We start from the raw sequence: 15139 nt of genomic DNA, 5'->3' as shown, positions 1-15139 counted from the left end.
GCGTAAGGGGCCGCGACGTTGCGCGGGCACAGGCTGCGTGATAGCAGCGCGCCTTCATCATGTCCCGCCCGCTATCGCCGGGCGCCCGTCCGATTGACGACCAGGATCACGATCTCCTCATGAGCGACACGTCCATGACCCCGCCCGCCGAGAACGGCGCGGACATCTCCCAGCCCGGTTTCCGCATTCTCGCGCAGTTCACCCGTGACCTGTCGTTCGAGAATCCCAACGCGCCGGAGTCCCTGCGCGCGGACGGCCAGGGCCTGCAGCCGCAGATCGACATCGGCGTGGAGATGAACGCCCGTGGCCGTCCGGACGGTCTGTTCGAGGTGGACCTGAAGCTCTCGGCCCAGGCCAAGCGCGGCGACAGCATCGCCTTCCACGTCGAGCTGCTCTACGGCGGCCTGTTCCAGATCACCGGCGTTCCGGAAAGCGAGCTGGAAATGGTGCTGATGATCGAGTGCCCGCGCTATCTGTTCCCGTTCGCCCGGCGTCTGATCTCGGACGTCACGGCCGAGGGCGGCTTCCCGCCGTTCCAGCTCGACCCGATCGACTTCGCCGGCGTCTACGCCGCGCGCAAGGCCCAGGGCCAGAGCGGCTTCACCGGCGCGGCGTAGGTCTCGGATCGGGGTTCGGCTACAGGCCGAACTTCAGCCAGACAGCCTTGTCCTTCAGGGTTCCGCGCACGAAGGCCTCGTGCGCGGTCCTTTCGGCCTCGGTCGACCGCGGCGCCAGCGGTCGCGTGCGCAGTCCATAGGGCGCGGCGAGGGTCGAGGGGCCGATGGTCCGGATCGCCGGGGCGGCGTGCAGGTCCAGGCCCCGCTCCTTGCCGCCCTGCAGCTCGAGATAGACCGCCGCCAGCAGTTCCGCGTCGATCAGGGCGCCGTGCTTGTCGCGCGCCGCCAGCGAGATCTTCATCCGCTTACAGAGGGCGTCCAGGGAGTTGTACATCCCCGGGAACTTCTTCTTCGCCAGCACCAGGGTGTCGATCCACTGGTCTTCGCGGGTCGGGGCCAGTCCGCAGCGGTGCAGCTCGGCGTTGACGAAGCCCCGGTCGAACGGGGCGTTGTGGGCGACGATGGGATCATCGCCGACGAATTCGAGGAACCGGTCGACGATCTCGGGAAAGCGCGGCTTGCCGTGCAGCGAGGCCAGGCTGATGCCGTGCACGCGCTCGGCGTCCGGGTCGATTTCGCGGTCGGGATGGACGTACTCGTGGAACGATTTGCCGGTCGGCATGTAGTCCACGACCTCGACGCAGGCGATTTCAATCAGCCGGTGACCGGTCCGGGGATCGAGGCCCGTGGTCTCGGTGTCGAGGACGATGTGGCGCGCCATGGCTCTGTCATTGACCCGGTTCGGGGAGCGCGTCCAGCGGTCCAGCGCGCAGCCGCTTCAACACGTCGCGGACCTGGGCCCGGGCGTGGTCCAGACCCTGACCGGTGTCGATGACAAAGTGGGCGCGGGCGCGTTTTTCAGCGTCGGCCATCTGCCTGGCGAGGATGGCGTCGAGTTTGGCCTCGTCCATGCCGGGCCGGGCCAGGACCCGTTGACGCTGCAGATCGGCGGGGGCGGAAACCACCACCACCGCGTCCATGCGCTTCTCTCCACCCGTCTCGAACAGCAGCGGAATGTCGAGGATAACAATGTCAGCGGCGTCAGCGACGGCCTTCTGGAAGAAGCCGATCCGGCTTTCACCGACCAGCGGATGGACGATCGCTTCCAGCTTCTTCAGTTCATCGGGCTTGCCGACCACGTAGTGGCTGAGTTTTGCGCGATCGACCGCGCCGTCGACGACCACGCCGGGGAAGGCCGCCTCAAGCGGCTCTACCGCCGCCCCGCCTTTGGCGTAGAGGGCATGGACCTCCGCATCGGCGTCATAGACCGGCACGCCCTCGGCCGCGAACATCGCCGCCGTGGTGGACTTGCCCATTCCGATGGAGCCGGTCAGGCCGACGGTGATCATTGCATTTCTCCCACGGCCCGCAGCGCCAGCGCGCGGACGTCGACGTCGTCCGGCGGGGCCTGGTCAAAAAAGGCTTCAAAGCTCGGGACCGCCTGACGGATCAGCATTTCCAGGCCGTCGACCGTCGTGAGGCCGAGATCGGCGGCGCGGCGCAGGAACTCCGTGCGCAGCGGCTTGTAGACCATGTCGAGAACCACCGTGCTCAGGGGCGCCGCCGCCAGATCAATATCCGGCCCGGGCCCGCCCCCGAGGCCCAGCGAGGTCGCGTTGATGATGAGGCAGGCGCCGGCGGGCGCATCCTCGACGGACACCGCGCGCACGGTTGGACCGAGGTCTCGCGCCAGCGCCTGCGCCCGGTCGAGGGTCCGGTTGACGATGCGGATCTCCGGCGCGCCGGCGAGAACCAGGGCGGCGGCCGCGCCGCGCGCCGCGCCGCCGGCGCCGAGGATCACGGCGGGACCGGACCGGGGATCAAATCCCGGCGCCTGGACCGCCAGGGCGCCCAGCATCCCGAGGCCGTCGGTATTGTCGGCGAAGACCGTTCCGTCCGCCCGGAACAGCAGCAGGTTGGCGGCGCCGGCGAGGCGCGCCCGGTCGCTGAGCTCATCGGCCGCCGCCAGCGCTTCTTCCTTGAAGGGAATGGTGATGTTGACGCCGCGGATCACCCCGCCGCGCAGACCGTTCACCAGCGCCTGGAATCCGTCAGCCGTGGGCGCGAGCGGCGCATAGACAGCGTTGAGACCCGCCGCCTCGATCCAGGCGTTGTGCAGGACGGGACTGAGGGAGTGGGTCACCGGCCGGCCGATGATCCCGGCGACCATCGCTGCGCCCGTGATCGCGCTCATAGGGCCAGCGCTCCATAGCGCCGCAACAGGTCGAGCAATCCCATCAGGGGCAGCCCGAGGATGGTGAAATAGTCGCCGTCGATGCGGGAGAACAGCTGCACGCCGTCGTCCTCCAGCCGATAGCAGCCGACCGAGCCGAGCAGGCTTTCGCCGCCCCGGGCCAGGAAGTCATCCAGGAAGGCGTCGGTGAACGGCCGCATGGTCAGCTTCGCGGCCGGGACCTCGCGCCAGATCGTTTCGCCATCCTTCGCCACCACCACGGCCGAGTGAAGTTTGTGCGTCTTGCCGCGCAGGTGCTGCAGCCGATCGCGGGCTTCGGCCATCGTTTCGGCCTTGTCGAACAGCTGGCCGTCGAGATCGAGCGTCTGGTCGGCGCCGATGACCAGGGCGCCCGGGTGTTTGCGCGAGACACGGACGGCCTTCAGTTCGGCCAGCGCATCGGCGACCTCGCGCGGACCATTGCCCTGGGCCAGCAGGCCGGTCTTCACGGCCGCCTCGTCGACGCCGGCGATGGCCACCTCGAACGCAACGCCGGCCCCGGCGAGCACGGAGGCCCGCGCCTTGCTGCCCGAGGCGAGGATAATCCGGGTCATCCGAGCACCTCGACCTGGCCGCGGCCGCCGGACAGAAGGTTGATGATCGCGGCGGCCGTTTCCTCGACCGAGCGGCGCGTCACGTCGATCACCGGCCAGCCCATCTTCTCGAACAGCCGGCGGGCGGCGATGATTTCCTCGCGCACGGCGTCCTGGTCGACATAGGTGCTCTCCCGCGTCTCATGCAGCGACAGCAAGCGGTTGCGACGGATCTGGATCAGCCGGTCCGGCGAAGCGATCAGCCCGACGATCAGGGTTTTCTTCAGCGCCAGAAGCGCCGGCGGGATCGGCGCGCCGGGCACCAGCGGATGGTTGGCGGCCCGCACGCCGCGGTGGGCCAGGTAGATGCAGGTCGGAGTCTTGGAGGTGCGTGATACGCCGACCAGAACCACATCGGCCTGTTCCAGATCCTGTCCGCCCTGGCCGTCGTCGTGGCCCATAGCGTAGTTCAGGGCTTCCATGCGGTTGAAATAGTCGGTGTCGAGCGTGTGCTGCGCCCCGACCCGGCTGGAGATCGGCGCGCCGAGATAGCGGGACATGGCCGCGACGACCGGGTCCAGCGCGGCGATGCAGGGGATTTCGTGCCGTCGGCACCCTTCTTCCAGCGCCGAACGCAGCGCCGGGTCGATGATGGTGTGCATCACCACGCCGGGCGAACCGGCGATTTCCTCCAGCGCCCGCTCAAGTTGGCGGGCGGAGCGGACCAGGGCGTAGATGTGCTCGATCGGCAGGATGTCGGTGAACCGCGCGCAGACGGCGCGGGCCATGGCGTTCAGCGTCTCGCCCGTCGAGTCGGACACGAGATGGATGTGAAAATAGGTCGCCAGGCGGGTGGTCGCGGTCATCACCTTCTCCATAGGGCGCCGCGGGGCCCGGCACCAAGCCTGTGGATAGGCCGTTAACGAAGCCTTAACCCTACGGGGCGCCGTTTGGGCATCCATACAGCCGCCGCCTGCCCGGTAGGGCCGGGCTGGGCGCCGCGGGGATGACCGGACCCGATTGCGGTATGACCATCCCCAGCTTGATCCGCAATCAGCGAGCCTGAACATCCACCCGTCCCCAGGGTTTGATGAACGGCGTTCGGGGTGAGGTTTTCACGCTTCGGGCGATTAACCTTTCGTTAAGGAATTCCGCAGTCTCGCGGGTTTGTCCCCGATCTTCACAGCGACCCTGACCGGCTGGGGACAGGCATGGGTATGGCCGGGATTGAGGACCGGAAATCCCGGCTGTGGCGGCTGTTCGTCCCCTTGGCGCCCCGGCCCTACCGCCTCTACCCCATCCTTCTTAATCTCTTATTAAGGATTGAAAGAGGGCGGGTGGACTTGCCTCAGGATGGATGGGCTCTATCAAGACCGGTGATGACCCAATCTGTGATCCCAAGCCTGCTCCGCGTCCTCGATGGTGAGACGCTTGAGCGCCCGCCTGTCTGGTTCATGCGCCAGGCTGGACGATATCTGCCCGAGTACAGGGCTCTGCGCGCGACGACGCCGGACTTCATCAGTTTCTGCCTGAACCCGGAAAAGGCCGCCGAAGCGACCCTGCAGCCGATGCGGCGCTTCCCGTTCGACGCCGCCATTGTCTTCGCCGATATCCTGTTGCTGCCCCAGGCGCTGGGTCAGGAGGTCTGGTTCGAAGCGGGCGAGGGTCCCAAGCTCGGCGCGCTGCCGGATCTCGACCGGCTCGCCGGGGAAATCGAGGCCTCGACCTTCAAGCTGTTGAACGTGGGCGAGACCCTGACCCGCGTACGGGGCGTGCTCGAGCCTGAGCGGGCCCTGATCGGCTTTGCCGGTGCGCCCTGGACGGTCGCCACCTACATGATCGAGGGCGGCTCCTCGGACCGCAGCAAGGCCCGAACCTTCGCCTATGAGCATCCGGCCGCGATGGACCGGCTGCTCGACATCATCGTTCAGGCGACCGTGCGTTATCTGGCCATGCAGGTCGACGCCGGCGCCCAGGCGCTCAAGCTGTTCGAGAGCTGGGCCGAGGGCTTGCCCGAGGATCTGTTCGAGCGGCTGGTGTGCAAGCCGCACCGGGCGATCCTGGACGGGCTGGCCGGTCTGGACGTTGTGGCTCCCGTCATCGGCTTCCCGCGCGGCGCCGGCAGTCTGGCTCAGCACTATGCCGATACGGTCGGCGTGGACGCCGTGGCGCTCGATACCGCGGCGTCCGCCGCGCTTGGCCGAAGCATCCAGGACAAGGTGCCTATCCAGGGCGCGCTGGATCCGCTGTTGCTGCGCGCGGGCGGCGCGGCGCTCGATCGCCGGGTCGACGAGCTGCTCGAGCAGTGGGGCGATGGCCCGTACATCTTCAATCTCGGCCACGGCATCATCCTCGACACGCCGATCCCGCACGTCGAGCGGGTTCTCAAGCGGATCACCCAGGGATGAGTCGCCGGATCGCCGTCGTCCTGTTCAATCTGGGCGGACCCGACGGCCCGGACGCGGTCCGGCCGTTCCTGTTCAACCTGTTCAACGATCCCGCGATCATCGGTCTGCCCGGGATCCTGCGGACCGCGGTGGCGAAGCTGATCTCCAGCCGTCGGGAGGAGCCAGCCAAGGCGAACTACGCCCTGATGGGCGGCGGCTCGCCGCTGCTGCCGGAGACCCGCAAACAGGCGGCGGCGCTGGAGGCGGTGCTCAAGACACGCGCGCCGGACGACGAGGTCCGTTGTTTCATCGCCATGCGCTACTGGCATCCGATGACCGACGAGACCGCCGCGCAGGTCGCGGCCTGGGCGCCCGACGAGATCGTGCTGCTGCCGCTCTATCCCCAGTTCTCGACCACCACGACCGGATCCTCGGCCAAGGTCTGGCGCGAAACCTACAAAGGCCCCGGCAAGATCCGAACGATCTGCTGCTATCCAACCGAACGCGGACTGGTCGCGGCGCACGCCAGACTGATCCGCGACAGCTGGAGCGCCGCGGGCCATGCCGGACCGGTCCGGCTGTTGTTCTCGGCGCATGGTCTGCCGGAGAAGGTCGTCAAACAGGGCGACCCCTATCAGGCCCAGATCGAGGCCACGTGCCGCGCCGTGGCGGCGGAACTGGGCGATGGGTGGGACTGGAAGGTCTGCTACCAGAGCCGGGTCGGACCGATGAAGTGGATTGGTCCGTCCACGGACGATGAGATTCGCGCGGCTTCGGCGGAGGGCCTGGCCCTGATCGTCACGCCGATCGCCTTCGTCTCCGAACATGTCGAGACGCTGGTCGAACTCGACCATGAGTATGGGGAAATGGCGCGCGAGGCGGGTTGTCCGGCCTATGTTCGTGTCCCGGCGCTCAGTCTCGCGGAGAGCTTCATCGACGGACTGGCGGGCCTGGTGCTGTCATCGCTCGACCGTCTGGGAACCTCGCCCGGCGCGGGTTATGCCTGCTCCGGCTTTGGCAAATGTCCTCGAACGGAGTTGGCCGCATGACCTGGTTCGCCGACAACTACAATCTGCTGCGCGGGCTCCACATCATCGCCGTGATCGCCTGGATGGCGGGGATGCTCTATCTGCCCCGGCTGTACGTTTATCATGCGGGCGCGACGGCGGGCTCGGAGATGGACACCACCTTCCAGACCATGGAGCTCAAGCTCCTGCGGATCATCATCAATCCCTCGATGATCCTGGCCTGGCTGCTGGGCCTCAGTCTGATGGCGGCGCGGCCGGAAGTGCTCAGCCAGCCGTGGATGTGGGTCAAACTGGCTGGCGTGCTCTTCCTGACCAGCTGGCACGGCTTCCTCGCCGGCGCCCGGAAGAGGTTCGCAAACGGAACCAACACCCGCTCGGCGAAGTTCTGGCGCATGACCAATGAGCTGCCGTTCCTGGCCGCAATCGTTATGGTTCTGGCCGTCACGACGGAGTTCCTGAGCCGCTGACCCTGCCCTGCGCGGCAACGGATTTCTTGACGCCACAGGTGCGCTGTGGTCTTCCCTCCCAAGACGTCGGGTGTTTGATCCGGCGTTCCCGCCTCTTCGCCGGACCCGCGCCCGAAACCGGAGCGCCCATGGGACGGCCCCCCAGAATGACTGCCCGCGTCCTCACGGACGCAATCCATCGCCGCTGAAGGTCCAGAAGGCCCGAACGGCTCAAGTTTCGAAAGACGGACCCCCGCGTCCGCACGCCCAGAGTCTACCCATGTCTGAAGACACACCCGAGTCCCACGAACCCGAAGTCGACACCACCGTCGAGGTCGCGACGGCCGCCGAGGTCGCCGAAGCGGCGGCTGAAGCCGCCGAGGCTGCAGCCGATGACGGTTCGGAGATCGCCGCCGTCGTGGCTGAACTGGGGCTCACCCGCATGTCGCTGCAGGAGCTGAAGGAGAAATCCCCGGCCGACCTGCTGGCGCTCGCGGAAAAGCTCGAGGTCGAGAACGCCAACTCCATGCGCAAGCAGGACATGATGTTCGCGATCCTCAAGACCGTCGCCGAGGAAGGCGTCGAGATCTCCGGATCCGGCACCATGGAGGTCCTGCCCGACGGCTTCGGCTTCCTGCGCAGCCCGGAAGCCAACTACCTGCCCGGCCCCGACGACATCTATGTCAGCCCCTCGCAGATCCGGAAGTTCGGCATCCGCACCGGCGACAGCGTCGTCGGCGCCATCCGCGCACCGCGCGAGGGCGAACGCTACTTCGCCCTGACGACCGTCGAGCAGATCAACTTCGAGACGCCCGAAAACGTCCGCCACAAGGTCCACTTCGACAACCTGACGCCGCTGTATCCCGAAGAGCGGCTGACGATGGAAATCGAGGATCCGACCCTCAAGGACCGTTCCGGCCGGATCATCGACATCGTCGCCCCGCTCGGCAAAGGCCAGCGCTGCCTGATCGTCGCCCCGCCGCGGGTCGGCAAGACGGTGATGCTGCAGAACATCGCCAAGTCGATCGCCGCCAACCACCCCGAATGCTACCTGATCGTGCTGCTGATCGACGAGCGGCCCGAAGAAGTCACCGACATGCAGCGCACCGTGAAGGGCGAGGTCATCTCCTCGACCTTCGACGAGCCGGCGACCCGCCACGTTGCCGTGGCCGAGATGGTCATTGAGAAGGCCAAGCGCCTGGTCGAGCACAAGCGCGACGTGATCATTCTGCTGGACTCGGTCACGCGCCTGGGCCGCGCCTACAACACCGTCGTCCCGTCGTCCGGCAAGGTGCTGACCGGCGGCGTTGACGCCAACGCCCTGCAGCGTCCCAAGCGCTTCTTCGGCGCGGCGCGCAACGTGGAAGAAGGCGGCTCGCTGACCATCATCGCCACCGCCCTGATCGATACCGGCTCGCGGATGGACGAAGTCATCTTCGAAGAGTTCAAGGGCACCGGTAACTCGGAAATCATTCTCGACCGCAAGGTCGCCGACAAGCGCATCTTCCCGGCCATCGACATCCTCAAGTCGGGCACGCGCAAGGAAGAGCTCATCACCCCGAAGGACCAGCTGCAGAAGACCTATGTCCTGCGCCGGATCCTCAATCCGATGGGCGCCCAGGACGCGATCGAATTCCTTATGGACAAGCTGCGCCAGTCGAAGAACAACGGCGACTTCTTCCAGTCGATGAACACGTAGGGGCGCGGCGCTCCGCGCACTTTTATGGCGGAATTCGTCCTGATGTCTTGATGAGCATTTTTGCTCCGGCGGGACCTTCGTCAAGGACGAGGCCGAAGGCCTCGCCGCTGCGCGGCCGCGAAGCGGTCCTTGACCAAGGTCACCGTCCGGAGCGGACCATTCCATCAAGGCCTTCAGGGCGTATCAGCATCCGGCTTTGATCAGGAAACGTGGGCCTGACCCGGTCGGTCAGGCTCGCGCCGTTTACGGGATCAGCAGCGTCGATCCCGTCGTCGCCCGGGCTTCCAGCGCTTCGTGCGCCTGACGCGTCTGGCTGAGCGGGAACGTCTGGCCGATCCCGATCTTCACTGCGCCGGAGCCGATCACCTCGAACAGCGCGCCGGCGCTTTCGTCGAGTTCTTCCGTCGTGACCACGTAGTCGAACAGCGTCGGCCGCGTCAGGAACAGCGATCCGCCGCGCGACAGGCGCAACGGTTCGACCGCCGGCGCCGGCCCGGAGGCGTTGCCGTAGCTGACGAGCATGCCGCGCCTGCCGAGGCTCCCCAGGCTGCCTTCGAAGGTCGCCGCCCCGACGCCGTCATAGACCACGCGCACCCCGGCGCCGCCCGTGATCGCCCGCACGCGCGCGGCCACGTCCTCGTCGCGGTAGAGAATGGTCTCGTCAGCGCCGTAGTCTTTCGCCAGCGCCGCCTTGTCGGGGGAACCCGCCGTTGCGATGACCGTCGCGCCGAGGGCCTTGGCCCACTGGGTCAGGATCGTGCCGACGCCGCCGGCCGCCGCGTGGACCAAGACGGCGTCGCCCTTCTTCACGGCATAGCATCGGCGCAGGAGAAACTCCGCGGTCATGCCCTTGAGCATCGCGGCGGCGGCCGTCTGGCTGCTGATCGCCGCGGGGATCTTCACCGCCCTGCCCGCCGGCACGACGTGGAACTCGGCGTAGCCGCCGAGCGGCCCGTTGCCGTAGGCGGCGCGGTCGCCGGGAACAAACCGCGTGACCCCCTCGCCGATCGCCTCGACCACGCCGGCGCCTTCGAGACCCAGCACTCCGGGCAGCTTCACCGGATAGAGGCCGGTGCGCTGGTAGGTGTCGATGAAGTTGAGACCGATCGCCTCATGACGGATCAGGATCTCGCCGGGGCCGGGCGCCGGGACCGGCAAGTCGACCGCCTCGAGGACTTCAGGGCCGCCGGCCCGGACCGCCTGGATCGCGAGCATCAGCCGAGGTTCGCTTTGAAGAAGGCCAGGGTGCGGGCGTTCGCCGTTCCCGCATCGGCGGCGGCGTAATGCTCCCCGCCCTGGCGGGCGAAAGCGTGGTCGCGGCCCGGATAGTCGTGGATCGTGATCAGCGGATTGCCGTCGAGCGCCGCGTGGATCGCCGCCTGGGCTTCCTTCGGCACGAAGCCGTCCTCGCCGGCGATGTGCATCAACAGAGGTTTGCGGATCGAGCCCGCCTCGCCGGTCAGGGCGTCCAGCCCGACGCCGTAGTAGGAGACGGCGGCGTTGACGTCGGTCCGCGCGGCGGTGAGGTAGGCCATCTTGCCGCCGAGGCAGTAGCCGACGGCCCCGACCTTGCCGCTGCAACCCGCGTCCTTGCGGATTGCGTCGATGGTGGCGGCGATGTCGGCGACACCCTTTTCCGCGTCGAAAAGACCGAACAGTTCAAACGCACGGTCCCACTCGGCCTTGGACTTGTCTGTGATGTCGATACCCGGCTCGATCCGCCAGAACAGGTCCGGACAGATGGCCAGATAGCCCTCGCTCGCCAGCCAGTCGGCGGTCTCGCGCATCACGGCGTTGACGCCGAAGATCTCCTGGATCACCACGACGGCGGGCGCGCTGGCGGCGGCCGGTCTCGCGACATAGGCTGAAAAGTCGCCATCCGGCGTCTTGATGGTGAGGCGTTCTCCGCTCATCGTCATAGTCTCCCGTCTGTTGCGTTGCGTGTTAGCGCGCCGGACCTGCGTTCGCCCATAACAAAGTCGTGGGACGCGCCATCAAGGAAGACCCATGAAGGTCACGATCAATATCGAATGCGATCCGGTGGAAGCCCGCACATTTCTCGGCCTGCCCGATGTCAGCGGTCTGAACGACCATCTCGTGAACGAGATGAAGAAACGCATGGACACCAACATGGCTGCCCTCGCGCCGGATGAGCTGATGAAGAGCTGGATGAGCTTCGGCACGGGCGCGACCGAGCAGTTCCGCAAGCTTATGACCGCGGCGGCGTCGGGGTCGGCCTTTGGAACCAAGCCGCCGGAATGACGGACACCATCTTTGCGCTCGCCACCGCGCCAGGCCGGGCGGCGCTGGCGGTCGTTCGCGTGTCCGGTCCGGAGGCGGCGCGCGTCCTGCGGGTCATCGCCCGGGGGACGCCGACGCCGCGGCGCGCCACCTTGCGCAGGCTGCAGGGCCTGGAAGGCAAGCCGATCGACCAGGGGCTGATACTCTGGTTTCCGGCGCCCAACAGCTACACCGGGGAGGACTGCGCGGAGTTTCATCTCCACGGCGGCATCGCGGTGGTCGAGAGTCTGATCAACGCCCTTCTGGATCTCGGACTGCGGCTGGCCGAGCCCGGCGAGTTCACCCGAAGGGCGTTCGAGCACGGCAAGCTGGACCTGGTCCAGGCCGAGGCCGTCGCCGACCTGGTCGATGCCGAGACGGCCGCCCAGGCGATGCAGGCGTTTCGTCAGCTCGAGTCGCCCGCCATGACGCGTTGGCGGGAACGGCTCATCGAGGCGCTCGCCTATTTCGAGGCGGCCGTCGATTTCCCCGATGAGGACCTGCAGACCGACACGGTGGAGCAGGCTCGCTACACGCTGCGGCACGTCCTGAGAGAGATCCGGCGGGAAATCAGCGACGCCGAGCGTGGCCGCCGGATTCGCGAGGGTTACCGTATCGCTCTGATCGGCGCGCCGAACGCCGGCAAGAGCAGCCTTCTCAACGGTCTGCTCGGACGGGACGCGGCGATCGTCACGGCGACGCCGGGGACCACGCGCGATGTCATCGAGGCGCCCCTCGTCGTCGCCGGCTACAAGGTTCTTGTCGCCGACACCGCCGGGGTTCGGGATACGGACGACGAGATTGAGGCCGAGGGCGTCCGGCGGGCGGAAGCGTGGGCGCGCGACGCTGACCTGCGGGTCTGGGTCGTGGACGGCAGCGCGTCCGACGGAAGCTGGCGCAGGGCGAAACTCGAGATCCGCCCTGGTGACCTTTGCGTCCTGAACAAATCGGACCTTCCGCCGGGCGCCGACGCGGCGGCCGTTGTCGCAGAGGCCCAGGCGGCGGACATGCGGGTCCTGAACGTCTCGGTCGAGGCGGACGGCGCGGACGAGGTCCGGTCGTGGCTCGAGTATCGCGTCATCGAGGTTCTGGCGGCCGGCGAAACGCCCGCAGCGACCCGGCGACGACATCGGGACGGCTTGATGGAGGCGGCCGAACAGATCGAAGCCGCGCTCGTACAGATGGAGCCTGAACTGGCGGTCGAGAACCTGCGCCTGGCGATCCGGGCGCTTGGGCGAATTGTCGGGTCGGTGAATCCGGAAGCGGTTCTGGATCGGGTGTTCGCGAGCTTCTGTATCGGCAAGTAGGTGTTTCACGTGAAACATCGTGGGGCCGTGGGGACTCCCGATCGCCGGCGTTTTCCGCTATAGGCGGGGCCGTCGCCCCCGCCTGCCGGGGGCGTTCGCTTTCGGACCTTTGAGATGACCCGTTCCTGGGATGTGATCGTGATCGGCGGAGGGCACGCCGGCTGTGAAGCCGCGTCGGCGTCCGCGCGCGTCGGCGCCCGCACCCTGCTGCTGACCCACAAGATCGAGACGATCGGCGAGATGAGCTGCAACCCGGCCATCGGCGGTCTGGGCAAGGGCCATCTCGTGCGGGAGATCGACGCCCTGGACGGTCTTATGGGTCGGATGGCCGACAAGGCCGGCATCCAGTTCCGCATGCTCAACCGGTCCAAGGGACCGGCCGTGCGGGGACCGCGCGCCCAGATTGACCGCAAGCTCTATCGCGAGGCGATGCAGGCCGAACTGGCCTCGCAGGCCAATCTCGACATCCTTGCCGACGCCGTCGAGGACCTGCTGGTCGAGGATGGCGTTCTGGCCGGCGTGATCGGCGGGTCCGGCGAGGTCTATGCCGCGCCGAAGGTGGTCCTGACCACCGGGACGTTCCTGAAGGGCGTGATCCATCAAGGCGACAAACGGATCCCCGCCGGCCGGGTCGGCGACGCGCCGGCGATCGGCCTGGCGGACCGGCTCTACAGCCTCGGGCTGGACATGGGACGGCTGAAGACGGGCACGCCGGCGCGGCTGGTCGGCTCGACCATCGCCTGGGACCGGCTGGAGATGCAGGCGGCGGACGCCGAGCCGATCCCCTTCTCGTTCCTCAACAGCGAAATCACGGTGCCGCAGATCGAGTGCGGCATCACCTGGACCAATGAAGCGACCCACCGGATCATCGCCGACCGGCTGAATGAGTCCGCGGTCTATGGCGGCAGGGCGACGGGGCGCGGCCCGCGGTATTGCCCGTCGATCGAGGACAAGGTCGTTCGCTTCGCGGACAAGACCAGCCATCAGATCTTCCTCGAGCCGGAAGGCCTGGACGACGACACCGTCTATCCGAACGGCGTCTCGACATCGGTCTCGGAAGAGACCCAGCTGCTGTTCCTGCGCACGATCGTTGGCCTGGAGCAGGTTGAGGTCCGCCGGTTCGGCTACGCGATCGAGTACGACTACGTCGATCCGCGTGAGCTGTTCCCGACTCTCGAGGTCAAACGCCTGCCGGGTCTCTACCTCGCCGGACAGATCAACGGCACGACCGGTTACGAAGAGGCCGGCGCGCAGGGACTGGTGGCCGGCCTCAACGCCGCCCGGGCGGCCGGCGGCGCGGAGCCTGCGACGTTCGCGCGCGATGAGGCCTATATCGGCGTCCTGATCGACGATCTGGTGACGCGCGGCGTCACCGAGCCCTATCGGATGTTCACCAGTCGCGCCGAGTTTCGCCTGACCCTGCGGGCGGACAATGCCGACCAGCGGCTGACGGCGCGCGGGATTGCTCTGGGCTGTGTCGGTCCGGCGCGGGCCGCGATGTTTCACGTGAAACAGGCCGCCCTGACCGAAGCCCGCGCGCTGGCCCGGTCGCTGACCCTGACCCCCGCGGCCGCCGCGAAGGCGGGTCTCGCCGTCAAGGCGGACGGACAGCGGCGCGATGTCGTGCAGCTGATCGCCTATCCGGACATCGATCTGGACCGTCTCGCCGTCATCTGGCCGGACCTGGCGGCCTGGACGCCTGAAGTTCGCGAGCAGATCGAGATCGACGCCGCCTACGCCGGCTATCTCGATCGCCAGCAGGCCGACGTCGACGCTTTCCGCCGTGACGAGGCCCTGCGCCTGCCGATGGATCTGGACTATGGCGCGGTGGGCGGGCTCTCCAACGAAATCCGCGACAAGCTCACGACCGTCCGGCCCATGACCCTTGGTCAGGCTGCCCGTATCGAAGGCGTCACCCCCGGCGCGCTCACAGCCCTGCTGGCCCATGTCCGACGTCCCCGCGCCGCCTGAGGCGGTCATCGCGGTGCAGGACGCCGCCCAGTTTCAGGCTCTCACGGGCGCCAGCGACGCGCAGATGGCCGATCTCGAGCGTTTTCGGGTGATGCTCGAAGCCGGCAACGCGGTCATGAACCTGGTTGGCCCGGCCACCCTGCCCGACTTCTGGAATCGTCACGCCTGGGACAGCGCCCAGTTGCTGCGGCGGGCTCCCGAGGCCCTGACCTGGGCTGATCTCGGCGCGGGCGCGGGTTTCCCGGGTCTGGTACTGGCGATCCTGCTCAAGGACACCCCTGGCGCGCGGGTCCATCTCGTCGAGAGCATGGTGAAGCGCTGCCGTTTTCTCGATCAGGTCGTGCGCGAACTGGCCCTCCCGGCCGAGATTCACAACGTGCGTGCGGAAGACCTGTCGCTGTCTGTGGATATCGTCACCGCGCGGGCTTGTGCACCGATGGTCAGACTGCTCGGGTATGCCCGGCCCTACTTCAAGCGCGGGGCCCGCGGATTGTTCCTCAAGGGGCAGGATGTGGTAACGGAACTGAACGAGGCCTCGACGTCCTGGACGTTCAAGGCGCGGCTGATCCCCAGCCTCAGCGACGCCCGGGGACAGATTGTCGATGTGGAGTCCCTGGCCCGTGCCTGACAGCAACAAG

Annotated in this window: 16 protein-coding genes; 9 read left to right on the top strand and 7 right to left on the bottom strand. The window is 67.4% G+C overall.

The genetic code is table 11. From position 1 onward, the window contains the following. The first annotated feature begins 119 nt into the window (after positions 1-119). Complete coding sequence (gene secB, locus AC3WJT_RS01615) at positions 120-617, top strand: protein-export chaperone SecB (RefSeq protein WP_492341321.1); 498 nt, start codon at positions 120-122, stop codon at positions 615-617. 19 nt (positions 618-636) lie between these two features. On the opposite strand, the gene dnaQ is transcribed toward secB, so the two are convergent. The 5 genes from dnaQ to AC3WJT_RS01590 are packed head-to-tail and all read right to left on the bottom strand — an operon-like array spanning position 637 to position 4261. Beyond that, positions 637-1338, bottom strand: coding sequence for a DNA polymerase III subunit epsilon (gene dnaQ, locus AC3WJT_RS01610; RefSeq protein ID WP_492341320.1), 702 nt, complete (start codon positions 1336-1338; stop codon positions 637-639). A 7-nt stretch (positions 1339-1345) separates the two neighbouring features. Then, positions 1346-1966, bottom strand: coding sequence for a dephospho-CoA kinase (gene coaE, locus AC3WJT_RS01605; protein WP_492341319.1), 621 nt, complete (start codon positions 1964-1966; stop codon positions 1346-1348). Beyond that, the gene (gene aroE, locus AC3WJT_RS01600; protein ID WP_492341318.1) at positions 1963-2811 is read right to left on the bottom strand and encodes a shikimate dehydrogenase; all 849 of its coding nucleotides are present in this window, start codon (positions 2809-2811) and stop codon (positions 1963-1965) included. The genes coaE and aroE overlap by 4 nt, the downstream gene beginning before the upstream one ends. After that, a complete protein-coding gene (locus tag AC3WJT_RS01595; protein ID WP_492341317.1) occupies positions 2808-3404 on the bottom strand; it encodes a Maf family protein in 597 nt (198 codons plus the stop codon). Before AC3WJT_RS01595 ends, aroE begins: the two co-directional genes overlap by 4 nt. Further along, positions 3401-4261, bottom strand: coding sequence for a pyruvate, water dikinase regulatory protein (locus tag AC3WJT_RS01590; protein ID WP_492341316.1), 861 nt, complete (start codon positions 4259-4261; stop codon positions 3401-3403). Before AC3WJT_RS01590 ends, AC3WJT_RS01595 begins: the two co-directional genes overlap by 4 nt. 501 nt (positions 4262-4762) lie before the next feature. Here AC3WJT_RS01590 and hemE point away from each other — a divergent pair. The 4 genes from hemE to rho all read left to right on the top strand — a co-directional run bounded on the left by hemE (position 4763) and on the right by rho (position 8943). Next, the gene (gene hemE / locus AC3WJT_RS01585; protein WP_492341315.1) at positions 4763-5791 is read left to right on the top strand and encodes a uroporphyrinogen decarboxylase; all 1029 of its coding nucleotides are present in this window, start codon (positions 4763-4765) and stop codon (positions 5789-5791) included. Continuing rightward, on the top strand, positions 5788-6819 hold the full coding sequence (hemH, locus tag AC3WJT_RS01580) for a ferrochelatase (RefSeq protein ID WP_492341314.1): 1032 nt from the start codon (positions 5788-5790) through the stop codon (positions 6817-6819). The genes hemE and hemH overlap by 4 nt, the downstream gene beginning before the upstream one ends. Then, positions 6816-7265 carry a protoporphyrinogen oxidase HemJ gene (hemJ, locus tag AC3WJT_RS01575; protein WP_492341313.1) on the top strand — a complete coding sequence of 150 codons (450 nt, stop codon included), beginning with the start codon at positions 6816-6818 and terminating at the stop codon, positions 7263-7265. The genes hemH and hemJ overlap by 4 nt, the downstream gene beginning before the upstream one ends. Positions 7266-7524: 259 nt before the next feature. After that, entirely contained in the window at positions 7525-8943 is a 1419-nt protein-coding gene (rho, locus tag AC3WJT_RS01570) for a transcription termination factor Rho (protein ID WP_492341312.1), read from the top strand. A 243-nt stretch (positions 8944-9186) separates the two neighbouring features. On the opposite strand, the gene AC3WJT_RS01565 is transcribed toward rho, so the two are convergent. Both AC3WJT_RS01565 and AC3WJT_RS01560 read right to left on the bottom strand, forming a co-directional pair. Further along, positions 9187-10158, bottom strand: coding sequence for a quinone oxidoreductase family protein (locus tag AC3WJT_RS01565; protein WP_492341311.1), 972 nt, complete (start codon positions 10156-10158; stop codon positions 9187-9189). Further along, on the bottom strand, positions 10158-10856 hold the full coding sequence (locus AC3WJT_RS01560; protein WP_492341310.1) for a dienelactone hydrolase family protein: 699 nt from the start codon (positions 10854-10856) through the stop codon (positions 10158-10160). The genes AC3WJT_RS01565 and AC3WJT_RS01560 overlap by 1 nt, the downstream gene beginning before the upstream one ends. A gap of 94 nt (positions 10857-10950) precedes the next feature. Between AC3WJT_RS01560 and AC3WJT_RS01555 the strand changes: the two genes are divergently transcribed. From AC3WJT_RS01555 to rsmG, 4 genes are all read left to right on the top strand, one after another. Beyond that, positions 10951-11205 (top strand): DUF6489 family protein, encoded by a 255-nt coding sequence (locus AC3WJT_RS01555; protein ID WP_492341309.1) that lies wholly within the window; start codon positions 10951-10953, stop codon positions 11203-11205. Further along, a complete protein-coding gene (gene mnmE, locus AC3WJT_RS01550; protein WP_492341308.1) occupies positions 11202-12530 on the top strand; it encodes a tRNA uridine-5-carboxymethylaminomethyl(34) synthesis GTPase MnmE in 1329 nt (442 codons plus the stop codon). Before AC3WJT_RS01555 ends, mnmE begins: the two co-directional genes overlap by 4 nt. 114 nt (positions 12531-12644) lie before the next feature. Further along, the gene (gene mnmG, locus AC3WJT_RS01545; RefSeq protein ID WP_492341307.1) at positions 12645-14501 is read left to right on the top strand and encodes a tRNA uridine-5-carboxymethylaminomethyl(34) synthesis enzyme MnmG; all 1857 of its coding nucleotides are present in this window, start codon (positions 12645-12647) and stop codon (positions 14499-14501) included. After that, entirely contained in the window at positions 14476-15129 is a 654-nt protein-coding gene (rsmG, locus tag AC3WJT_RS01540; RefSeq protein ID WP_492341306.1) for a 16S rRNA (guanine(527)-N(7))-methyltransferase RsmG, read from the top strand. Before mnmG ends, rsmG begins: the two co-directional genes overlap by 26 nt. The last annotated feature ends 10 nt before the right edge of the window (positions 15130-15139 follow it).

Source organism: Caulobacter sp. FW305-C-30-S16, assembly GCF_058783025.1.
The sequence above is the reverse complement of the archived record's forward strand: the minus strand, read 5'-3'. Positions and strand labels throughout refer to the sequence as shown.